The following is a 21,403-nucleotide window of genomic DNA, read 5'->3' as shown; positions in this document are numbered from 1 at the left end:
CCGACATGGTCAGTTGGCGGTTGGGCTGCGTATGGGGAGTGGGCGGTGAGGATGGATCGTTCCGGATGGCCTGTGGGAGTTGATGATGCAAATCCGGGCGCCCCGCTCCTCGGGCGTGCCTGTCGGCAGCCGTACCGGTCAGACCTCGACGACCACGGGAAGGATCATCGGGCGGCGACGGTAGTTGTCCGACACCCACTTGCCGATCGTGCGGCGGATCAGCTGCTGGAGCTGGTGCGGCTCCACGACGCCGTCCTGGGCCGACCGGGCCAGGGCCTCGTCGATCTTCGGGATGACTGCGGAGAACGCCGAGTCGTCGATGCCGGAGCCGCGGGCCTGGATGTGCGGGCCACCGACGATCTTGCCGGTGCTGCTGTCCACGACCACGAAGACCGAGATGATGCCCTCGTCGCCGAGGATGCGGCGGTCCTTGAGGTGGGTCTCGGTGACATCGCCGACCGAGAGGCCGTCGACGTACACATAGCCCGCCTGCACCTTGCCGACGATCTTCGCGACGCCGTTGACCAGGTCGACGACGACGCCGTCCTCGGCGATCACGATCCGGTCCTTGGGAACGCCGGTCAGCGCGCCCAGCTCGGCGTTGGCGCGCAGATGGCGCCATTCGCCGTGCACCGGCATGAGGTTCTTCGGCTTGCAGATGTTGTAGAAGTACAGCAGCTCGCCGGCCGAGGCGTGGCCCGAGACGTGGACCTTGGCGTTGCCCTTGTGGACGACGTCCGCGCCCCAGCGGGTCAGCCCGTTGATCACGCGGTAGACCGCGTTCTCGTTGCCCGGGATGAGGGAGGACGCGAGGATCACCGTGTCGCCGGGGACGATCCGGATCTGGTGGTCGCGGTTGGCCATCCGGGAGAGCGCCGCCATCGGCTCGCCCTGGGAGCCGGTGCAGACCAGCACGACCTCGTCGTCCGGCAGGTCGTCGAGCGTCTTGACGTCGACGACCAGGCCCGCGGGGACCTTGAGGTAGCCCAGTTCGCGGGCGATGCCCATGTTGCGGACCATCGAGCGGCCGACGAAGGCGACCCGACGGCCGTACTCGTGGGCGGCGTCGAGGATCTGCTGGATGCGGTGGACGTGGCTGGCGAAGCTCGCCACGATGATGCGCTTCTGCGCATTGGCGAAGACCGTGCGCAGGACGTTGGAGATGTCCCGCTCCGGCGGGACGAAGCCGGGGACCTCGGCGTTGGTCGAGTCGGTGAGGAGCAGGTCGATGCCCTCCTCGCCGAGCCGGGCGAACGCCGGCAGGTCGGTCAGCCGGCGGTCCAGCGGCAGCTGGTCCATCTTGAAGTCGCCGGTGTGCACCGCCATGCCCGCGGGGGTGCGGATGGCGACCGCGAGGGCGTCCGGGATGGAGTGGTTGACGGCGATGAACTCGCAGTCGAAGGCTCCGATCCGCTCCCGGTGGCCTTCCTTGACCTCCAGGGTGTACGGACGGATGCGGTGCTCCTGGAGCTTCGCCTCGATCAGCGCGAGGGTCAGCTTGGAGCCGATCAGCGGGATGTCCGGCTTCTCGCGCAGGAGGTAGGGGACGCCGCCGATGTGGTCCTCGTGGCCGTGCGTGAGCACGATGCCGTCGATGTCGTCGAGCCGGTCCCTGATGGACGTGAAGTCCGGCAGGATCAGGTCGATTCCGGGCTGCTCCTCCTCGGGGAAGAGCACTCCGCAGTCGACGATCAGCAGCCGGCCTCCGTACTCGAAGACCGTCATGTTGCGGCCGATCTCTCCCAGACCGCCGAGGGGCGTGACCCGCAGGCCGCCCTTGGGGAGCTTCGGGGGACGGCCGAGTTCGGGATGCGGATGACTCAAAAGACTCTCCTCACCACGCGCGCCACGCTGCCGTCGGGGCACGTGGCGCGCATGACATTCGTGCACTTGCTGTGGGGCGGTTAAAGGCCGTTTTCAGTTGTGAAGTCTGTGCTCAGAGTTGTACCCCGCCGGCGGCGAGGTCCCGCGTCAGCTGCTCCGTCTCCTCGGGGGCCAATTCCACCAGCGGCAGGCGCAGCGGCCCGCCGGGCAGGCCCTGCAGGCCGAGGGCCGCCTTGGTGGTGATGACGCCCTGGGTGCGGAACATGCCGGTGAAGACCGGCAGCAGCTTCTGGTGGATCTCCGTCGCCTTGGCGACGTCACCGGCGAGGTGGGCGTCCAGCAGGGAGCGCAGCTCGGGGGTGACGACATGGCCGACGACGGAGACGAAGCCGACGGCTCCGACGGAGAGCAGCGGGAGGTTGAGCATGTCGTCGCCGCTGTACCAGGCGAGGCCGGAGCGGGCGATGGCCCAGCTCGCGCGGCCGAGGTCGCCCTTGGCGTCCTTGTTGGCGACGATCCGGGGGTGCTCCGCCAGCCGGACAATCGTTTCGGTGTTGATCGGGACACCGCTGCGGCCGGGGATGTCGTACAGCATCACCGGCAGGTCGGTGGTGTCGGCGATGGCCGTGAAGTGCCGCAGGAGTCCTTCCTGGGGCGGCTTGCTGTAGTACGGCGTGACCGCGAGCAGGCCGTGGGCGCCGGCGTCCCGCGCGGCGCGGGCCAGCTCCACGCTGTGCCGGGTGTCGTTGGTTCCGGCTCCGGCCACCACGAAGGCGCGGTCACCGACGGCGTCGACCACGGCGCGGACCAGCTGGGCTTTCTCCGCATCGCTGGTGGTCGGGGACTCTCCGGTGGTGCCGTTGACGACGAGGCCGTCGTTGCCGGCGTCCACCAGGTGGGCGGCGAGCCGCTGCGCGCCGTCGAGGTCGAGATCGCCATCCGCCGTGAACGGCGTGACCATGGCGGTCAGCACCCGCCCGAACGGGGTCTGCGGTGTGGAAGTCGGAGCCATGGGTCCCACGCTACTCGTAGCTCACCGCTGGGTGTGCCGCCGGGGAGCCAAGGATGTGGACTCCGGCACTGCCTGCTCGGGGGTTCAAGCAGTGCCGGGTCCGTTTCTTCAGCGTAGATGAAGTTCTCAAAATGCTGCAATACGGACACCTCCCGGGTCGGGGCCCCGGAGGTGCCGCGGTGCAGGTCGGGGCGTTACGGGGCGATGCGGCCGTTGGCGTTGAATGCGCCGTACGTGAGCGGCATCAGGCGCGCCCAGTGGGCCTCCATCTGCTCGCCGACCATCTCGATCTCGCGCTGCGGGAAGGACGGCACCTTCGCCTGCTCGTGCTGGGTGCGCAGCCCGAGGAAGTGCATCAGGGAGCGGGCGTTGCAGGTGGCGTACATGGAGGAGTAGAGGCCGACGGGCAGGACCGCGCGGGCGACCTCGCGGGCGACACCGGCGGCCAGCATGTCCTGGTAGGCGGCGTACGCCTGGCGGTAGGAGTCCTCCATGGCGCGGCTGGTCAGCTCGTGCTGCTCGGGGGTGCCCTCGACGAACTCGTACTTGCCGGGGCGGCCCTGCTGGACGAGCTTGCGGTCGGCGCCGGGGACGTAGAAGACGGGCTCCAGGCGGCGGTAGCGGCCGGACTCCTCGTTGTACGACCAGCCGACGCGGTGGCGCATGAACTCGCGGAAGACGAAGATCGGGGCGCTGATGAAGAAGGTCATGCTGTTGTGCTCGAACGGGCTGCCGTGCCGGTCGCGCATCAGGTAGTTGATCAGACCCTTGGAGCGCTCCGGGTCCTTCTGCAGCTCTTCGAGGGACTGCTCACCGGCCGTGGAGACGCGGGCCGCCCAGAGCACGTCGCTGTCCGCGGCGCTGTGCTTGACCAGCTCGACCGTCACCTCGCTCCGGAAGCGGGCGGGATCGCTGTCGGAGCCGGCAGGGCCGTCAGGGCTCTGCGTGCTCGCGGCGGGGGTCTGGGACACCGGTGGTTCCTTCCGTTCGTTCCGTGCGGCGTCCAGCCTACGGCCCGCCACTGACAGCGCGGGAAATCCCGCCTGATGCGGTGTTAGCGGGCAAAAGGGACCCCGGCGTCCGGAGTGGCCGGGGGCGTTGATATTTTTCACAGAAGTTACTGGAAACGGGCACCAAACGGACGCCTCAGACGTCTGACTCTGTGAAAGTGCCCACTTCGAGGTTCCTAGGAGAGCCCCAGATGTTCCGCCGGCGTGAGCCCGTCCCGTTCGCCTTCGTCGCCGAGGCAGACCGGTTCCGCAGCAATGTCACTCCCCCGCCCCGGGAACGCGCCTCGCGCTCCCAGCTGGCGGGCCGCACGCTGATCACCCTGACCGTGGTGGGGGGCCTGGCCGGCTCCCTGCTGTTCGGGATTCCGGCGCTGCAGCAGGTGCCGGGCGCCGCCACCACGCATCAGTCCGAAGCCGCGCACCGCTGACCTGCGGGGCCGGAACCACCCCTGCCGCAGGGCTCGGGTGGTTCCGGCCCCGCACTGCCGATAGCCTCACCGGATCACAGCTTCCATCAGTGCCCTGAGTGAGGATCAGCCGTGCCCCTGCCTTTTCTGACGGCCGACCGCGACCTCGACGTCGACGACCGTGCGGCGGCCCCGCCGCTGCCCCATGAGGCGCCCGAGCGCTGGCGGCGGCCGTACCGCCCCGGCCCCTGGCGGGTGGGTATCTCGGCCGTGGCCCTGCTGCTGGCGTCGTTCGTGCTGCTCTCCGCCATGATCGTCGGTTTTGCCGGTTCGGTGGCGGGCGCCGTGACCTGCGTGGTGCTGGCGCTGGTCGTCATCGGTCTGGCGCTGCGGATGCTGCGGGTGGGTGTCTGGGTCAGCGCGCACGGGCTGCGCCGGGTCGGGCTGCTCTCCACGGTCACCGAGCCGTGGGGCGCCACCGGGGCGCTGCGGACGGTGCAGCAGCCGGTGCGCTGGCTGGGGCTGCCCCGTACGGTGCAGGGCCAGGCGCTGGTCGACCGGCGGATGTCCGGGGCGGCGCGGGTGCTGCTGACCGATCACGACGCCGACTTCCTCTCCCGCCCGGAGGCGTTCGAGCGGGCGGCCGACGTCCTGGAGGCGTGGGCCGCGGAGTACCGCAGGTAGACGAAGACGCATGACGACGGCGCCCGGCCGGGGAGGGTTCTCCCGGCCGGGCGCCGTCGTCGTATCCGCCGCGGTCGCGCGGTGCGCGTGAGCTCAGGTGCGGGCCGGCGTCCCGTCGTGCAGGGCGATGGCGCGCTGCATGGCCTTGCGGGCGCGCGGGGTGTCGCGGGCGTCGTGGTAGGCGACGGCGAGGCGGAACCAGGCCCGCCAGTCGCCGGGCGCCGCCTCGGCCTCGGCCTGCCGCCGGGCGAAGACCGCGTCGGCGGCGTCCCGGTCGATGCGGCCGCCCGGGGTGCGGGCGGGCGCCTCGTCCTCGGCGGCCTCGGGGCCCTCCTCGGCCGCCAGCTCACGGCCGAGGCGGTGGGCGTCGCGGGCGAAGCGGGTGTTGTGCCAGAGGAACCAGGCGCCGATGACCGGCAGCACGAACGCTATGGCGCCCATGCCCATCGCGGCCGGCTCCCCGGTCAGCAGGAGCAGTACGCCCTCCATCGCGACCACGCCGAAGACCAGCACCAGCACGGTCGCGAGGAAGAAGTAGGTGATCTTTCCGCCCATGATGCTCAGCCCAGGTCGAGGAAGTGTTCCAGGCCCACCGTCAGGCCCGGGGTGGACACCACGCGGCGCGCGCCGAGCAGGATGCCCGGCATGAAGCTGCTGTGGTGCAGCGAGTCGTGGCGGATGGTGAGGGTCTCCCCCACGCCGCCGAACAGCACCTCCTGGTGGGCGAGGAGCCCGCGCAGCCGTACCGAGTGGACGGGCACGCCGTCGACCGAGGCGCCGCGGGCGCCGTCCAGCGCGGTGCTGGTGGCGTCCGGCTGCGGTGCGCAGCCGGCCTCCGCGCGGGCCGCGGCGACGAGCTGCGCGGTGCGGGTGGCCGTACCGGAGGGGGCGTCCGCCTTGTTCGGGTGGTGCAACTCGATGACCTCGGCCGATTCGAAGAACTTGGCGGCCTGCCGGGCGAAGGTCATGGTCAGCACGGCGCCGACGGAGAAGTTCGGCGCGATGAGCACGCCGGTTCCCGGGGAGGCGGCCAGCGCGGTGCGCAGCTGCGCGAGGCGTTCGTCGGTCCAGCCGGTCGTGCCGACCACGCCGTGGATGCCGTGGCGGACGCAGAAGTCGAGGTTGCCCATGACGGCATCCGGGTTGGTCAGCTCGACGGCGACCTGGGCGCCGGCGTCGGTCAGCGCCTCCAGACGGTCGCCGCGGCCCAGCGCCGCGACCAGCTCCATGTCCTCGGCGGCCTCGACGGCCTTGACGGCTTCGGAGCCGATGCGGCCCTTGGCGCCGATCACGGCCACGCGCAGCTTGCTCATCGTGTCAGCTCTCTCTCGGTGGTACGGCGAACGGGTCAGGCGACGGCTTCGTGCAGCCGGTCGGCCTGCCGGTCCTTGAGCGGTCCGATGACGGACAGCGAGGGCCGCGCGCCCAGGACATCACGGGCCACCTCCCGGACCTCGTCGGGGGTGACGGCGGCTATCCGCTCCAGCATCTCGTCGACGGAGAGCTGGGCGCCCCAGCACAGCTCGCTCTTGCCGATGCGGTGCATCAGGGCGCCGGAGTCCTCCAGGCCCAGGACGGTGGAGCCGCGCAGCTGGCCGATCGCCCGGCGTATCTCGTCGTCGGTGAGGCCTTCGGCGGCGACCTGGTCGAGCTGGTCGCGGCAGATCGCGAGGACGTCGCGCACCTGGTTGGGGCGGCAGCCCGCGTAGACGCCGAACAGGCCGCAGTCGGCATAGCCGGAGGTGTACGAGTACACGCTGTAGGCCAGGCCGCGCTTCTCGCGGACCTCCTGGAAGAGGCGGGAGCTCATCCCGCCGCCGAGGGCGGTGTTGAGGACGCCCAGGGCCCAGCGGCGCTCGTCGGAGCGGGCCAGGCCCGGGGTGCCGAGGATGACGTGGGCCTGCTCGGATTTGCGGTTCAGGTGCTCGACGCGGCCCCCGGCACGCAGCGTGCGGGAGCCCGCACGGGGGGCGAGCGGGGTGGCGGCCGCGGTGTCGAGGGCGCCGGCCCGTTCGAAGGCGCGGCGGACCAGGCGGACGACCTTGGCGTGGTCGACGTTGCCGGCGGCGGTGACGACGAGGTGCGTGGGGTCGTAGTGCTTCTTGTAGAAGCGGCGGATGCGCGCGGGGGTGAGGGCGTTGACGGTGTCGGGGGTGCCGAGGACGGGGCGGCCCAGCGGGGTGTCGCCGAGCATCGTGTGCGCGAAGAGGTCGTGGACGCCGTCTCCCGGGTCGTCCTCGGTCATCGCGATCTCTTCGAGGATCACCCCGCGCTCGGCCTCGACGTCCTCGGGCTCGATCAGCGAGCCGGTGAGCATGTCGCAGACGACGTCGATGGCGAGCGGCAGGTCCGTGTCGAGGACCCGCGCGTAGTAGCAGGTGTATTCCTTCGCGGTGAAGGCGTTCATCTCGCCGCCGACGGCGTCGACGGCCGCGGAGATGTCCAGTGCGCTGCGCCGCTCGGTGCCCTTGAAGAGCAGGTGCTCCAGGTAGTGGGTGGCGCCGTTGAGCGACGGGGTCTCGTCGCGGGAGCCGACGTGCGCCCAGATGCCGAAGCTGACCGAGCGGACGGTGGGCAGGGTCTCGGTGACCACCCGCAGACCGCCGGGGAGGACGGTCCGGCGGACGGTGCCCGCGCCGCCCTCGCCCTTGAGAAGTGTTTGGGTACGGGCGACGGCCCGCCCCTCCGAAGAGGTGCGGGCCGTCGCACGGTGCGTGCGGGACGTCACTTGGCGGCGTCGTCCTTCTTGTCGTCGCCGTCCTCGTCCTCGATCACGGGGATCAGGGAGAGCTTGCCGCGCTGGTCGATCTCGGCGATCTCGACCTGGACCTTGGTGCCGACGCCGAGCACGTCCTCGACGTTCTCCACGCGCTTGCCACCGGCGAGCTTGCGGATCTGCGAGATGTGCAGCAGGCCGTCCTTGCCCGGCAGCAGGGAGACGAACGCGCCGAAGGTCGTCGTCTTCACGACGGTGCCCAGGTAGCGCTCGCCGACCTCCGGCATGGTCGGGTTGGCGATGCCGTTGATCGTGGCGCGGGCGGCCTCGGCGGCCGGGCCGTCGGCGGCACCGATGTAGATGGTGCCGTCGTCCTCGATCGTGATGTCGGCGCCGGTGTCCTCCTGGATCTGATTGATCATCTTGCCCTTGGGGCCGATGACCTCACCGATCTTGTCCACGGGGATCTTGACGGTGATGATCCGCGGGGCGTTGGGGGACATCTCGTCCGGGACGTCGATGGCCTCGTTCATCACATCGAGGATGTGGAGGCGGGCGTCGCGGGCCTGCTTGAGCGCGGCGGCCAGGACCGAGGCGGGGATGCCGTCGAGCTTGGTGTCGAGCTGCAGGGCGGTGACGAACTGCTTGGTGCCGGCGACCTTGAAGTCCATGTCGCCGTAGGCGTCCTCCGCACCGAGGATGTCGGTGAGGGCGACGTAGTGGGTCTTGCCGTCGATCTCCTGGGAGATCAGGCCCATGGCGATACCGGCGACCGGGGCCTTGAGGGGCACGCCGGCGTTCAGCAGCGACATGGTGGAGGCGCAGACCGAGCCCATGGACGTCGAGCCGTTGGAGCCCAGCGCCTCGGAGACCTGGCGGATCGCGTAGGGGAACTCCTCGCGGGTCGGCAGGACCGGCACGATGGCGCGCTCGGCGAGCGCGCCGTGGCCGATCTCGCGGCGCTTGGGCGAGCCCACGCGGCCGGTCTCACCGACGGAGTACGGCGGGAAGTTGTAGTTGTGCATGTAGCGCTTGCGGGTCACCGGGGAGAGGGTGTCCAGCTGCTGCTCCATGCGGAGCATGTTGAGGGTGGTGACGCCCAGGATCTGGGTCTCGCCACGCTCGAACAGCGCGGAGCCGTGCACCCGCGGGATGGCCTCGACCTCGGCGGCGAGCGTACGGATGTCCGTGACGCCGCGGCCGTCGATGCGGACCTTGTCCTTGATGACGCGCTCGCGGACCAGCTTCTTGGTCAGCGCGCGGTAGGCACCGGAGATCTCCTTCTCGCGGCCCTCGAACTGCGGGAGCAGCTTCTCGGCGGCGATCTCCTTGACGCGGTCGAGCTCGTTCTCCCGCTCCTGCTTGCCGGCGATGGTCAGCGCCTGGGCCAGCTCGTCCTTGACCGCGGCGGTGAGCGCCTCCAGGACGTCGTCCTGGTAGTCGAGGAAGACGGGGAACTCGCCGGTCGGCTTGGCGGCCTTGGCGGCGAGGTCGGCCTGGGCCTTGCACAGCACCTTGATGAAGGGCTTGGCGGCCTCCAGACCGGCGGCGACGACCTCTTCGGTCGGGGCCTCGGCGCCGTCCTTGACCAGCTGGACGGTCTTCTCGGTGGCCTCGGCCTCGACCATCATGATCGCGACGTCGCCGTCGGGCAGCACACGGCCGGCGACGACCATGTCGAAGACGGCGTTCTCCAGCTCGGTGTGGGTCGGGAAGGCGACCCACTGGCCGTTGATCAGCGCGACACGGGTGCCGCCGATCGGGCCGGAGAAGGGCAGGCCGGCCAGCTGCGTGGAGCAGGAGGCGGCGTTGATCGCGACCACGTCGTAGAGGTGGTCGGGGTTGAGCGCCATGATCGTCTCGACGATCTGGATCTCGTTGCGCAGGCCCTTCGCGAAGGAGGGGCGCAGCGGCCGGTCGATCAGGCGGCAGGTGAGGATCGCGTCCTCGGAGGGCCGGCCCTCACGGCGGAAGAAGGAGCCGGGGATCTTGCCGGCCGCGTACATCCGCTCCTCGACGTCGACCGTCAGGGGGAAGAAGTCGAGCTGGTCCTTGGGCTTCTTCGACGCGGACGTGGCCGACAGCACCATGGTGTCGTCGTCCAGGTACGCGACGGCGGAGCCGGCGGCCTGCTTGGCCAGGCGGCCCGTCTCGAAGCGGATGGTACGGGTGCCGAAGGTGCCGTTGTCGATGACGGCTTCGGCGTAGTGGGTCTCGTTCTCCACCAAGAAAATCTCCTCGTCAGCGTCCGCCGCCCGTGTGGCGGCGGACCTTCGTCGGGGAGCGCCGGTACGGGCCGGTCTTCGATCGAAGCTCCCGGGGCGGGGCCGCGCAGATGTCGTGCGGCGCACGTCCGGGGGCCACTACCGAGGACCGGCGGCCAGGGGGCGCTCCCCCTCGTTCGGTTGTACTCGTGCCACCAGACTACAAAGCTTCCGGCCGCCTCGCGGCGACGCCGGTGTCCGGTGCGTACGGCAAAGGGAGCGGCCCCCGGTGGGAACCGCTCCCTTCACGGCGTCTTACTTGGCGCCCGCCGCGCCGCGGCGGATGCCCAGGCGCTCGACCAGCGCACGGAAGCGCGTGATGTCCTTCTTCGCCAGGTACTGCAGCAGGCGGCGGCGCTGGCCGACGAGCAGCAGCAGACCACGGCGGGAGTGGTGGTCGTGCTTGTGGGTCTTGAGGTGCTCGGTCAGGTCCGAGATGCGGCGGGAGAGCAGGGCCACCTGGACCTCGGGGGAGCCGGTGTCGCCTTCCTTCGTGGCGAACTCGGTCATGATCTGCTTCTTCGTGGCGGCGTCGAGCGACACGCGATACTCCTTGGGGTGATCGGTCCGGGAGCGTCCCTGGATTTGCTTCACAGGGAATCTTGATGACTCACGGCGGACCGTCACACAGCGTACCAGCCGACGGCGACGGCCCCCCGGGCGGGCCGGGGGGCCGTCGTCGTGGTGCGGGCGCCGGTCAGTTGCCGGTCAGGCCGCGCACCTTGGCGTAGACGTCCAGGACCGCGAGGCAGAGCGGCACCAGGGAGAGCAGGACCAGGCTGTCGAAGAGGTCGAAGATCCGGCCCCAGAAGGGGGTGACGCCCTTGCGGGGGACGACCAGTCCGACGCCGACGAGCAGGGCGGCGCCGCCCGCGATGCTGGCGGAGAACCAGACGGTGCGGATGTTGAGCGGGCCGGCGTCGCCGAAGCGGGCCAGCTCGACGAGGGCGTCGACCGGCGGGTGGAGCGAGATGCCCAGGATGAGCAGCACGATCGTGAGGATGCCGGCGACGACCATGCAGGCGATCTGCGCGGTGTAGTCGAAGAGCCGGGCGCGGAGCATGATCGTGATGCCCGCGGCCAGCGCCATCAGCTGGGCCCACATGTTGTCGGAGAAGCCGAGGACGACACCGGCGGAGCCGACGACCAGGGCGGAGCAGCCTGCGACGAGGCCGAGCAGGAGTTCGTGGCCGCGGCGGGCCTGGTTGCCGATCTTGACGAAGTCGACGGCCTCGGAGTCGCCGTCGGCGTCGTAGCCCTTGGCGATCTGGTCGGGCGACTTGTAGCCGATGGGCAGGCGGGCGAAGCGGGCGGAGAGGCCGGGCAGCCAGGCGACGAGCGCGATGGAGACGGCGGCGGTGACGGCGGCGACCTCGATGGGGGCGGCGTCGGTGAGGATCGCGGCGAAGACCGAGAGGGTGCCGATCGCGGAGAGGAAGGCGGCGGCGACGAACGGGGCGTCGCCCTGCGGCAGCAGCACGACCAGCAGCACGGAGGCGATCAGGACGACCACGCAGCCGACGAGGAGGTGCAGGCGCCCGGGGCCCTCACCCGCGTCGACGGGGAAGATGCCGGAACCGGCGATCAGCAGGTGCGGCAGCGACGCCAGGCCGAGCGCGATGGAGGAGCCGTGGTCGTCGTAGACGCGGGCGCGGACGCCGGAGACGGTGACCAGCACGATGCCGACGACGCCGGCGATGATGCCGGGCAGCCGGTGCATGTCGCGGTCGACCGGGTTCGAGAACCAGAGGGCGAACGCCATCATCGTGAGCAGCAGGACGCCGGCGGTGAGGCCGACGTAGTGCATGAGGTCGTCGCTCCAGCGGGTGCGGTTCTGCTTGACCGCGGAGGCGACGGCGTCCGAGACGTCGTCGAAGACGGGGAGCGGCAGCGATTCGGCGAACGGCTTGAGCAGGAGGAGGTCGCCGTCGAGGATCTGCTGCTGCGCGAGCGACCGGCCGGCGTCGAGCACGGTGCCGTCGCGGCGCACGAGGTGGTAGCCGGTGGGGGCACCCTCCGCCTGGGACTGCCCCGACAGGCGCAGGATCTCCGGGTAGATGTCGACGAGTGCGACGTCCTCCGGCAGTGCCACATCGATCCGTGCGTCCGGCGCGGCGACTGTGACCCGGCAGAAGCCGGTACCTGTGGTCGTGCTCACCTGGCGGTTCCCCCTATCCGTTGGGTGTTTTGTCGCGTGCGTGGCGTATATATGGAGTCATATACGGATCCCCCGTGGGAGCCTTTTCACGCCGTCGCGGCACGCTCGCGGGGCGTCAGCGTACCGCCCGATTCGGCGCTTGCCCCACTCCCCCCGAGACTTGACTCCAAACAGTAGGATCAACGCCTGCGTCGGGCCAAGGACTTGGCTCGGGGGACCGTCGAATCCAACGGGGGCGGTCCGAGACTGCGAGATGCATGAAGGACTGATGCCTCGGTGAGCGTTGTCATCGTCAAGCGCCCGCCCCGCGCGCTACCACCTGAAGTTCCTGGTGAGGAGGTGATGCTGGAGGCGCCTCCCGAACTCCCCCGGGAGGGGGAGCAGGAGAACATCCTGATGATGTTCATGCCCATGATGGGTATGGGCTCTTCGGCCGCATTCCTTTTCATGGGCGGCCAGCCATTCATGAAAATCATGGGTGGCGTGATGGTGGTTTCCACTCTGGCAATGGCGATCGTACAGATCGTCAAAGCCCGCCAAGGCCCTTCCGGGCAAATGGTTCAAGAGCGTCAGGATTACCTCAAGTACCTTTCGCAGAAGCGAAAAGAGGTGCGACGCACCGCACGTAAGCAGCGTGATGCGCAGCTGTTCACGCACCCCGATCCCGGGCAGCTGTGGTCGGTTGTCGCGGAGGGCAAGCGGGTCTGGGAGCGCCGGGCGAGCGACCCGGACTTCGCGCAGGTGCGGCTGGGGCTCGGCCCGCAGCAGCTGGCCACCCCGCTGAAGGCGCCGGAGACCGCGCCGGTCGACGAGCTGGAGCCGCTGACCGCGCACGCGATGAAGGAATTCCTCGACAAGCACGGGCACTTGGAGAGCCTCCCGCTCGCGGTGTCGCTGCGCGCCTTCTACCACCTGACGGTCTCCGGCGACCCGGACACCGTCTACGGCGCCGCCCGCGCGATGGTGGCGCAGCTGTGCACGCTGCACTCCCCCGAGGACCTGGTGGTGGCGGTCGTCGCCTCGCCGGGTGCGCAGGCGGAGTGGGAGTGGACGAAGTGGCTGCCGCACGCCCAGGACAAGACGACGGACGGTGCGGGCACCCGCCGGCTGGTCGTCGGTGACCTCGGCGAGATCGAGGAGCTGCTGGCGGACGAGCTGGAGGGCCGCGGCCGCTTCAACCCGCAGGGCACGCCGGTGACGGACACCCCGCACCTGGTGGTCGTGCTGGACGCGGGCGAGGTGCCGATCGACTCGGTGATCGCCGGTGCGGAGGGCCTCCAGGGCGTCACGATCATCGAGGTCGTCCCCGGCGACCTCGACGAGATCCGCGGCGGTCTGGCCGTACAGGTCTGGCCGGGCAAGCTGGTGCTGGAGTCCGCCAACGGCGCGGTGTACGAGGGCGTCTGCGACACGCTGTCGGAGGCGGAGGCGGAGGCGCTGGCGCGTCAGCTGGCGCCGCTGCGGGCCGGTGCCGGTGCGGACGGCGAGGAACCGCTGCTGTCCAACCTGGACTTCACGGACCTGATGGACATCGGCGACGCCGGCTCCGTCGACGTCCAGCGCACCTGGCGGCCGCGGACGCTGCACGAGCGGCTGCGGGTGCCGATCGGTGTCGACCGGGACGGTCAGCCCGTCATGCTCGACATCAAGGAAGCCTCCCAGGAGGGCATGGGCCCGCACGGTCTGTGTGTCGGTGCGACCGGTTCCGGTAAGTCCGAGGTGCTGCGCACCCTGGTGCTGGCGCTGGCGGTCACCCACTCGTCCGAGACGCTGAACTTCATCCTCGCGGACTTCAAGGGTGGCGCCACCTTCACCGGTATGTCGGAGATGCCGCACGTCGCGGCGGTCATCACCAACCTCGGTGAGGACGTCTCGCTGATCGACCGCATGCGCGACTCGATCACCGGTGAACTCCAGCGCCGTCAGGAGCTGCTGCGCTCGGCGGGCAACTACGCGAACATCACCGACTACGAGAAGGCGCGTGCCGCGGGTGCCCCGCTGGACCCGCTGCCGTCGCTGGTGATGATCATCGATGAGTTCTCCGAGCTGCTGGCCGCCAAGCCGGACTTCATCGAGATGTTCATCCAGATCGGCCGTATCGGCCGGTCGATGGGTGTGCACATGCTGCTCGCCTCGCAGCGTCTGGAGGAGGGCAAGCTCCGCGGTCTGGACACCTTCCTGTCGTACCGGCTGGGTCTGCGGACGTTCTCCGCGGCCGAGTCGCGGACCGCGATCGGTGTGCCGGACGCCTACCACCTGCCGAACGTGCCCGGCTCCGGCATCCTGAAGTACGACACCGAGACGATGGTGCAGTTCAAGGCCGCGTACGTGTCGGGTCCCTACCGCGGTCCCGGTGCCGGCGGCGGGGGCGGCGGCGGGCGGGCCAACCGGCTGCCGGTGCCGTTCACGGCGGCGCCGGTCGCCGAGCAGATCATCGAGGACCCGACGCCGATCGAGCCGGAGGCGCCGCAGCAGGACGACGCGCTGGCCGACACCGTGCTGGACGTCATCGTCCACCGGATGCAGGGCCAGGGTCCGCCGGCGCACCAGGTGTGGCTGCCGCCGCTGGAGGAGGCGCCGACCGTCAACCAGCTGCTGCCGGCGCTGGCCGTCACCCCCGAACGGGGCGTGCACGCGCCGGAGTACGGCGCGCTCGGCAAGCTCGTGGTGCCGGTCGCGCTGGTGGACAAGCCGTTCGAGCAGCGGCGTGACGTGATGTACCTGGACTTCTCGGCCGGTGCCGGTCACGGTCTGGTCGTCGGTGGTCCGCAGTCCGGCAAGTCGACGCTGATCCGTTCGGCCATCGCGTCGTTCGCGCTCACCCACACCCCGGCCGAGGTGCAGTTCTACTGCCTCGACTTCGGTGGCGGCGGCATGCTCGCCATGGAGGGGCTGCCGCACATCGGCGGCGTCGCCTCGCGTCTGGACGCCGAGAAGGTGCGCCGTACGGTCGCCGAGGTCGTCGGCATCCTCAACGAGCGTGAGGAGTTCTTCCGGCAGCACAACATCGACTCCATCGGCACCTACCGCCAGCGGCGTGCCTCGGGCGCCTTCCCCGACCAGAAGTGGGGCGACGTCTTCCTCGTCATCGACGGCTGGGCGACGTTCAAGACCGACTACGAGCAGCTGGACCCGGTCATCCTGGACATCGCCGGCCGCGGTCTGGGCTTCGGTATCCACCTGATCGTCGCGGGTTCGCGCTACACCGAGATCCGTCCGGCCCTGCGCGATCAGCTCCTCAACCGTGTCGAGCTGCGGCTCGGTGACGCGATGGAGTCGGAGTTCGACCGCAAGCGCGCGGAGAACGTGCCGATGGGCAAGCCGGGTCGCGGTCTGTCGCCGGAGAAGCTGGACTTCCTGTCCGCGCTGCCGCGGCTGGACGGCGTCAGCGATCCGGAGTCGCTCAGCGAGGGCATGGCGAATCTGGTGGAGACGGTCAAGGAGCACTGGCAGGGCGAGCCCGCCCCGCAGGTGCGGATGCTGCCGACGATGCTGTACGCCCGGGATCTGCCCAAGGGCAGCGACTACCCGGAGCACGGCATCGCCATCGGTGTCGACGAGACGACGCTGTCGCCCGCCTTCATCGACTTCGAGACCGACCCGCTGCTGGTCATCTACGGCGAGAGCGAGTCGGGCAAGTCGTCGCTGCTGCGCCTGCTGACCAAGCAGATCGCCGAGCGGTACCCGTCCGAGAAGGCCCTGATGGTGGTCTCCGACTACCGCCGCGCGCTGCTCGGCGAGGTCCCGGAGAGCCATCTGTACAAGTACTGCGCCGCGGGGCCGCAGCTGGAGGAGGTCATCTCCGGGCTGGCCGGTTCGCTGGGCCGCCGGATGCCGGGCCCGGACGTCACGCCGGAGCAGCTGCGCAACCGCAGCTGGTACGACCTGCCGGACGCGTTCGTGATCGTGGACGACTACGACCTGGTGGCGACGAGCAGCGGCAACCCGCTGCAGCCGCTCCTGGAGTACCTGCCGTTCGCCCGTGACCTGGGTCTGCGCCTGATTCTGTCGCGTACCTCCTCGGGTGCCGGACGGTCCTCGTTCGAGCCGGTGATGCAGCGGACGAAGGAGCTGGGCGCACAGGGCCTGATCCTCTCGGCCGACCCGGGCGAGGGTCCCCTGATGGGCAACATCAAGGGCCAGAGCCTGACACCGGGCCGGGCCACGTTCGTCACGCGCAAGCGCGGCGCACAGCTGGTGCAGACCGGTTGGCTGCCGGCGAGCGGCCGCTGACCTGCGGATCGGCACGACAACGGCGGTGGGGCGTCCCTCTTCGAAGGGGCGCCCCACCGCCGTTTGCGGGGAGTCGTGCGCGTTCCGTACGGGCCCGGGGCCGGGTCGCTGTGACCGGCCGGGCTCCGGGACGGGTCAGCCGAAGGCGCCGTGCCTGCCGACGTCGGGGCGGACGCCGCCGGACGGGGCGGCGTCGGCGGGCCCCGCGCCCGGGGTCGCTGCGGGTGCCGGGCCGGTGGCCGCCGCGCCCTTGGCGGTCTTGGCGTCCGCGGCTCCCTTCGGGTCCTTCGCGTCCTTCGGGTCCTTCGGGTCCGCGCCGCCGGGGCCCTTGCCCGCCGGTGCGGCGTTCGTCGCCCCGGCCGTTCCGGAGGCGGCGGTGTCCGGGGTGCGGGCTCCCTTGGCGACTCCGGCGCCGCCGCGGCGGGAGCCGCCGGGGCCGAACGGGTCGGGGCCGGCGGGCGCGTCGGAGACCGCCCATTCGCCCTTCAGCGGCGGGCGGTTGCCCTGGCCGCCGCCGCCCTTCCTGCCCCGGGCGAAGCCGCCGAGCGCGTTGCCCAGCTGCCCGAGCGCCATCACGCCGTACATCAGATCGCGGCTGCCGTCCGGGGAGCCCGCGGCCGGCGCGGCGGGCGCCGGGGCGTCCTTCGCCTCGCCGTCGTGCTCCGGTGCGGCGGGCCGGGACGCGGCGGAGTCCAGGTCGGCGGCGGCCAGTTCGAAGACGGGCAGCGCATCGTCCACCGACCGCTTGAGGCGGTGCCAGTCGGCGGCGAACGCCTCGCCCGCCGGGCCGTGCCAGTCGGCGGCCGCCGCCCGGGCCACATGGGTGTCCAGCTCGCGGAGCATGCCGTCGAGGTGGCCGCCCATCTCCCGCCACCCGGCCGCGGCCTCGTGCAGCGCCTCCGGATTGCCCCGCCCCGTCATCCGACACTCCTGATCATCGCGTCCAGCTCGTCCTCGACCGCCTGCGTCGAGGCGGCGGTCTGCCGTATGCCGCCGCCGACCTCGGCGAGCCGCTCCCGCAGCTGCCCGAGGGCGCGTTCGGCCTGCTCGTACAGTTCCACGTGCGAACGGGCCGCCTCGTCGTCACCGAATCCGTCGCGCAGTGCGGCGGCATCGGCGCGGCGCCGGAATGCGGTCAACTGCCGTGCCAGATCATCCGCGTGTTTTTCGAAGACCGAGCCGAGCTTGTGCAACTGCTCGGTATCGGTCCGGACTTCGTCGGACATCTTTTTCTCCCCGTATTCGATCAGCAGTGACCTGCCGGACATCGTCTCAGATGTAGCACACCGGCAAAGGGCTCCCACCCTGCCGTTCGGCGGCCGGACGGTTCTCTCCGGAATGCGCGGTGGGCAATATCCGGCAAGAGCGACAACCCGCCTTGGCGCCCCGTTCCCACCCGTCATTAGACTCATGACGCCGGTGCAGCACACGGGTTGCTGTGCCACACGTTCAAGGGGGCAGCATGAGCAACGAACGGCAGATCCAGGACGAGGACCTGATGGATGTCGCCCAGGATCCGCAGCAGGCACACCGGCTGCGCAAGGCGCTGAAGACGCTGGCGGAGAATCCGAACGTCGGCGGTCCGCTCCAGGAGATGGCCAAGGAGGTCCTGTCCGGGCGGATCGGTATGAAGGAAGCGATCCAGACGCCGACGTACATGGACGCGCTCGGCGACCGCCTCGGGGAGATGCGGCGCGCGGCGGAGAACCAGACGATGGCGGAACGCGAGGAGTCGCGCGAGAAGTTCGCCGCCTGGCAGAAGCAGCAGGAGGAGCAGGAGGACAAGGAGCGCGCGGAGCGCGACGGCCCGTCCTCCGGCCTCGTCACCGGTCCGCGCCGCGGCCGCGGCGGCTCCTCCCACCGGAGCTGAGCCGCGGCTCCCGCCACCGGAGCCGGGATCACGGAGAGCAAGGGGAGGGGGAGAGATCCAGAGAACCTGGATCTCTCCCCCTCCCCCTCCCCTTCTCCTTTCCTCTCCGCAATTCCCTCCGATCTCTCCTCCCCTCCCTTTCCTGATTTCCCCCTTTTCTTCACACCGCGCGGCAACTCGCCTCCCCGGAAGTGCCCGAGGAGGCGCACTCCCACCGCGATCCCGCACGCTCCGTCCCGTAAATCGCGTTCGGAAATCGGGAGTACGGGGCTTTTGGCGCGAATACCGTCCACCGGACGAAGGATCGAGTGTCCGATACCCGGTCCGCGGGCGGCGGAGCGCACCCCGTGTACCGGTTCCGGAACAGCGCGGACCCGACGGCTCCCGAAGCGTGGCGCGGATCATAAGATCGCCGGTGAGGCCGGAAAACGACGGTGAGACGGTGAAGGGCGGGATTTCCATGGGGGACGAGGAAGTCGTCGACACCTCGCGGACGGACGGCCGCACGGCGCCCCGATACGCCCCGCATCCGTACGTCGGCGGCCGCACCCCGGTGCTCCGCGCGCTCGCCGCCTGGCGGATGAGCTGGCCCGGCGCGCCCCGCGTCATCGTGCTGACCGGCGCCCCGGGCAGCGGACGCGGGCGGCTGCTGACCGGCTTCCTGATGCTGTGCGACCCGGAGTTCCGCACCCGGCTGCCGCTGGACGAGCTGGATCCGGCGACGATTCCGCCGGACCTCCCCGCGCCCGCCGTGCTGCGCCCCGACGGGCTCACCGCGGCGCAGCTGCTGTGGACCGCCGCCGATCACTTCGGCCTCGCCGCGACCCGGACCGCCGACCTCTTCACCGAGCTGGGCGGGCGCGAGGAGTCGGTGACGGTGGTGGTCCCGGACCTCGCCGCGGCGGGCCCCGTGCGCGCCGCCGGGGAACCGGCCCGCGTGGTGCGCGAGGCCCTCGCACCGCTCGCCGCCGTCCCCACCGTGCAGCTGCTGACCGTCGCCCCGCGCGAACTGGCCGCCGAGCTGACCGCGGGACTGCCGCGGGGCCAGGCGCAGATCATCGACCTCGACGCACCGGAGTGGGCCGATCCGGACGCGCTGGTGGCGCACGCCGCGACGGCGCTCGACCCGGCCCGGAGGGCGCCCGCCCTGCCGTTCACCACCGACCCGCAGGTGCGCGGGGCGCTCGCCGGGGCGCTGGCCGCCCGCGCCGCCGGGAGCCATCTGACGGTGAAGCTCGCCGTCCGCTCCGCGCTACGGGCACCGGACGGCTTCGACCCGACCGCCACGGAGCAGCTGCCCGCCACCGTGGGGCAGGCGGTCGATCTGCACGCCCGGCGGCTGGGCGCGGATCCGCAGCTGCTCCGGCTGCTGCTGACGCCGCTCGCGCTGGCCGAGGGCGACGGTCTGCCGCGCCCGCTGTGGGGCCCGCTGGCGAGCGCCGTCGCCCAGCGCGATCTCAGCCGCGAACTGGCCGAAGGCACGCTGCTGACCGCCCCGTTCGTGGACCCGGTGGACACCCCGTCCGGCGCGGGCGCCGACGACCGGCCCCTGATACGCCTCGCCCACCCCGCGCTCGCCGCGGAGATCCGGGAGCAGCTGCCCGACGTCCGGGGCGCGCAGACCCGGATCGCCATGACGCTGCTGGAGGCGGTGCCCGGCCAGGACTGGTCCCGGGCCGACCCCTACGTCCGCGACCACCTCGCCGGGCACACCCTCGCCGCCGGGCTGCTGCCCCAACTCCTCACCGACCCGGGCCTGTTCGCCCATGCGGACCCGTTGATACTGCGCGCCGCCGTCGAGGCCGTACCGCCCCAGGAACTGGGCGCCCCGGCCCGTACGTATCTGCGCACGGCGCGGCTGCTGACCCGTACGCAGGCCACGCCGGCCCTCCGCGCGGCGCTCCTGGAGACGGCGTTCACCGAGGACGGGCTGACGCCGTATGCGCAGGCGCTGCACGGCCTCGGCCTCGGCCTGCCGTGGCGCACGCTGTGGAGCCTGCCGTCCGCCGGGGCGCGCAGCGCCACCGCCGGAGTGCTGCCGGGCGGCCCGGCCCCGGTACCGGTGGCGGTCTGCCGCGTCCCCGCCACGGCGCCGGGCGCCCACCCGCTGCCCGGCGGCGACGGCGCGTTCACCGTCCATGCCCTGGCGGACGGCGCCCCGCTCGACGCGGCACCCGAGCAGGTGGTGCACCCCACCGAGGAGGAACGTGTCGCCGCACCGTTCGGCCTCGATCGGGACGGCCGCCACGTCCACGTCCGGGACCGGCGCACCCAGGAAGTGGTGGCATCGGTGCTCGCCGACTCCCCCGTCCTCGACGCCGATCTGTCGGCGGACGGCATCCTGCTCCTCACCACCGAACGCGGCATCACCGCCCGGCAGCTCCTCGCACTGCCGCCCACCGTCCCGGACGGCCCGGCGGCCGCGGCGGCGACCGGCTCTCCGGGGCGGTAGGCGACGGGCCGGGTCAGACCGGGGGCCGCACCCAGGCGTGGCCGGGGCGCCTTACGTCCGCACTGCGCCCCTCCCCGCCCCTGCCACCGGCCTTACGGCTTCGGGCTCACGGGCCCGGCCTTGCGGTTCGTTTTACGGGTTCGGGCTACGGGTTCGGCTCACGGCTTCGGGCTTGCCACTCAGGGCGCATGGTGCGGTGAACGGGGCGCGGACGGCGGGGCAGAGGCGGTCGGCTCAGGCGGCCGCACCGGTGCGGGAGCGACGGGCTCACGGCAGCAGCAGCCAGTCCGCGGCGAGGGCGGCGGCCAGTCCGACGCCGAGCAGCCAACTCCCCAGCCGGGTACGGCCGTGGCGGCTGAGTTCGATCACCACGCCGCACAGCACCAGCGCCGCGCCGTAGACCCCGACCACCAGCACCGAGGTCCGGCTGGCCAGCCGCACCACCAGCACCACGGCCATCGCGCCCATCATCACCGAGGCCAGGGCGATCCGTATCCGCCGCGCCTGACGGGGCGTCGCCGCCGCCTTTTCCCCCGAAAGAGGCTCTTCGCCCCTGGCTGCTTCCATGATCCGAGATGCTACGGGACCACCCCACCCCCGCCCCGCCCGCACTCTCCGTACGACAACACCCCGGCCACGGCACCCCGTTCGCCCCCACCCCGGCGGCCACCCCACCGGGAATGCGTCCCCCGCCCCGGCCCTTTCCCCGACCTCCCCCGCCCTTTCCGGAAAATCCCCACCCCACCACCACCGCACAGGGATTTCCCCCGGCC

General features: G+C 71.3%; 17 protein-coding genes. 5 read left to right on the top strand and 12 right to left on the bottom strand.

Features of this window, described 5'->3' with window-relative positions:
* Nucleotides 1-138: 138 nt before the first annotated feature.
* The 3 genes from ABT345_RS30225 to thyX form a co-directional block, all read right to left on the bottom strand.
* The gene (locus ABT345_RS30225; RefSeq protein WP_345079959.1) at nucleotides 139-1,824 is read right to left on the bottom strand and encodes a ribonuclease J; all 1,686 of its coding nucleotides are present in this window, start codon (nucleotides 1,822-1,824) and stop codon (nucleotides 139-141) included.
* Nucleotides 1,825-1,936: 112 nt separating this feature from the next.
* A complete protein-coding gene (dapA, locus tag ABT345_RS30220) occupies nucleotides 1,937-2,836 on the bottom strand; it encodes a 4-hydroxy-tetrahydrodipicolinate synthase (RefSeq protein WP_345079962.1) in 900 nt (299 codons plus the stop codon).
* A gap of 194 nt (nucleotides 2,837-3,030) precedes the next feature.
* Complete coding sequence (gene thyX, locus ABT345_RS30215; protein ID WP_345080360.1) at nucleotides 3,031-3,723, bottom strand: FAD-dependent thymidylate synthase; 693 nt, start codon at nucleotides 3,721-3,723, stop codon at nucleotides 3,031-3,033.
* Nucleotides 3,724-4,037: 314 nt separating this feature from the next.
* Here thyX and ABT345_RS30210 point away from each other — a divergent pair, with 314 nt between their 5' ends.
* Together ABT345_RS30210 and ABT345_RS30205 are read left to right on the top strand one after the other, a co-directional pair.
* Nucleotides 4,038-4,274: a hypothetical protein gene (locus ABT345_RS30210; RefSeq protein WP_345079965.1), complete on the top strand. Its 237-nt coding sequence runs from the start codon at nucleotides 4,038-4,040 to the stop codon at nucleotides 4,272-4,274.
* 111 nt (nucleotides 4,275-4,385) lie between these two features.
* Nucleotides 4,386-4,937 (top strand): SCO5741 family PH domain-containing membrane protein, encoded by a 552-nt coding sequence (locus tag ABT345_RS30205; protein ID WP_345079968.1) that lies wholly within the window; start codon nucleotides 4,386-4,388, stop codon nucleotides 4,935-4,937.
* A gap of 93 nt (nucleotides 4,938-5,030) precedes the next feature.
* Here the strand turns inward: ABT345_RS30205 and ABT345_RS30200 are convergent, their stop codons facing one another.
* The 6 genes from ABT345_RS30200 to eccD all read right to left on the bottom strand — a co-directional run bounded on the left by ABT345_RS30200 (nucleotide 5,031) and on the right by eccD (nucleotide 12,075).
* Nucleotides 5,031-5,492, bottom strand: a complete 462-nt coding sequence (locus ABT345_RS30200) for a tetratricopeptide repeat protein (RefSeq protein ID WP_345079971.1) — start codon at nucleotides 5,490-5,492, stop codon at nucleotides 5,031-5,033.
* A 5-nt stretch (nucleotides 5,493-5,497) separates the two neighbouring features.
* Entirely contained in the window at nucleotides 5,498-6,250 is a 753-nt protein-coding gene (gene dapB, locus ABT345_RS30195) for a 4-hydroxy-tetrahydrodipicolinate reductase (protein ID WP_345079974.1), read from the bottom strand.
* A gap of 35 nt (nucleotides 6,251-6,285) precedes the next feature.
* Nucleotides 6,286-7,665 carry a M16 family metallopeptidase gene (locus ABT345_RS30190; RefSeq protein ID WP_345079977.1) on the bottom strand — a complete coding sequence of 460 codons (1,380 nt, stop codon included), beginning with the start codon at nucleotides 7,663-7,665 and terminating at the stop codon, nucleotides 6,286-6,288.
* A complete protein-coding gene (locus tag ABT345_RS30185) occupies nucleotides 7,662-9,878 on the bottom strand; it encodes a polyribonucleotide nucleotidyltransferase (RefSeq protein WP_345080362.1) in 2,217 nt (738 codons plus the stop codon). Before ABT345_RS30185 ends, ABT345_RS30190 begins: the two co-directional genes overlap by 4 nt.
* Nucleotides 9,879-10,172: 294 nt before the next feature.
* A complete protein-coding gene (rpsO, locus tag ABT345_RS30180; RefSeq protein ID WP_009714645.1) occupies nucleotides 10,173-10,460 on the bottom strand; it encodes a 30S ribosomal protein S15 in 288 nt (95 codons plus the stop codon).
* 154 nt (nucleotides 10,461-10,614) lie between these two features.
* Nucleotides 10,615-12,075, bottom strand: a complete 1,461-nt coding sequence (eccD, locus tag ABT345_RS30175) for a type VII secretion integral membrane protein EccD (protein WP_345079984.1) — start codon at nucleotides 12,073-12,075, stop codon at nucleotides 10,615-10,617.
* A 276-nt stretch (nucleotides 12,076-12,351) separates the two neighbouring features.
* Here eccD and eccCa point away from each other — a divergent pair, with 276 nt between their 5' ends.
* Nucleotides 12,352-16,308 (top strand): type VII secretion protein EccCa, encoded by a 3,957-nt coding sequence (eccCa, locus tag ABT345_RS30170; RefSeq protein ID WP_345079988.1) that lies wholly within the window; start codon nucleotides 12,352-12,354, stop codon nucleotides 16,306-16,308.
* A 135-nt stretch (nucleotides 16,309-16,443) separates the two neighbouring features.
* On the opposite strand, the gene ABT345_RS30165 is transcribed toward eccCa, so the two are convergent.
* Nucleotides 16,444-17,229: a WXG100 family type VII secretion target gene (locus tag ABT345_RS30165; RefSeq protein ID WP_345079991.1), complete on the bottom strand. Its 786-nt coding sequence runs from the start codon at nucleotides 17,227-17,229 to the stop codon at nucleotides 16,444-16,446.
* Entirely contained in the window at nucleotides 17,226-17,534 is a 309-nt protein-coding gene (locus tag ABT345_RS30160; RefSeq protein ID WP_345079994.1) for a hypothetical protein, read from the bottom strand. The genes ABT345_RS30165 and ABT345_RS30160 overlap by 4 nt, the downstream gene beginning before the upstream one ends.
* A gap of 236 nt (nucleotides 17,535-17,770) precedes the next feature.
* Between ABT345_RS30160 and ABT345_RS30155 the strand changes: the two genes are divergently transcribed.
* Both ABT345_RS30155 and ABT345_RS30150 read left to right on the top strand, forming a co-directional pair.
* A complete protein-coding gene (locus tag ABT345_RS30155; RefSeq protein ID WP_345079997.1) occupies nucleotides 17,771-18,178 on the top strand; it encodes a hypothetical protein in 408 nt (135 codons plus the stop codon).
* 460 nt (nucleotides 18,179-18,638) lie between these two features.
* Complete coding sequence (locus ABT345_RS30150) at nucleotides 18,639-20,630, top strand: ATP-binding protein (protein ID WP_345080000.1); 1,992 nt, start codon at nucleotides 18,639-18,641, stop codon at nucleotides 20,628-20,630.
* 267 nt (nucleotides 20,631-20,897) lie between these two features.
* Here the strand turns inward: ABT345_RS30150 and ABT345_RS30145 are convergent, their stop codons facing one another.
* Nucleotides 20,898-21,197, bottom strand: coding sequence for a hypothetical protein (locus tag ABT345_RS30145; RefSeq protein ID WP_345080003.1), 300 nt, complete (start codon nucleotides 21,195-21,197; stop codon nucleotides 20,898-20,900).
* Nucleotides 21,198-21,403 lie beyond the last annotated feature (206 nt).

It is taken from the genome of Streptomyces sp. NPDC000404, assembly GCF_040300365.1.
Classification (GTDB): domain Bacteria; phylum Actinomycetota; class Actinomycetes; order Streptomycetales; family Streptomycetaceae; genus Streptomyces; species Streptomyces ramulosus.
Note: the sequence above shows the minus strand (reverse complement) of the source record. Positions and strands in the feature narration are given on the sequence as shown.

Excerpts from the sequence above, each read along its gene's own strand:
- dapA (WP_345079962.1), bottom strand. The coding sequence starts at position 2,836 with ATGGCTCCGACTTCCACACCGCAGACCCCGTTCGGGCGGGTGCTGACC.
- ABT345_RS30150 (WP_345080000.1), top strand. The coding sequence starts at position 18,639 with ATGGGGGACGAGGAAGTCGTCGACACCTCGCGGACGGACGGCCGCACG.
- ABT345_RS30155 (WP_345079997.1), top strand. The coding sequence starts at position 17,771 with ATGAGCAACGAACGGCAGATCCAGGACGAGGACCTGATGGATGTCGCC.
- ABT345_RS30165 (WP_345079991.1), bottom strand. The coding sequence starts at position 17,229 with ATGACGGGGCGGGGCAATCCGGAGGCGCTGCACGAGGCCGCGGCCGGG.
- ABT345_RS30200 (WP_345079971.1), bottom strand. The coding sequence starts at position 5,492 with ATGGGCGGAAAGATCACCTACTTCTTCCTCGCGACCGTGCTGGTGCTG.
- ABT345_RS30210 (WP_345079965.1), top strand. The coding sequence starts at position 4,038 with ATGTTCCGCCGGCGTGAGCCCGTCCCGTTCGCCTTCGTCGCCGAGGCA.
- ABT345_RS30160 (WP_345079994.1), bottom strand. The coding sequence starts at position 17,534 with ATGTCCGACGAAGTCCGGACCGATACCGAGCAGTTGCACAAGCTCGGC.
- ABT345_RS30145 (WP_345080003.1), bottom strand. The coding sequence starts at position 21,197 with ATGGAAGCAGCCAGGGGCGAAGAGCCTCTTTCGGGGGAAAAGGCGGCG.
- dapB (WP_345079974.1), bottom strand. The coding sequence starts at position 6,250 with ATGAGCAAGCTGCGCGTGGCCGTGATCGGCGCCAAGGGCCGCATCGGC.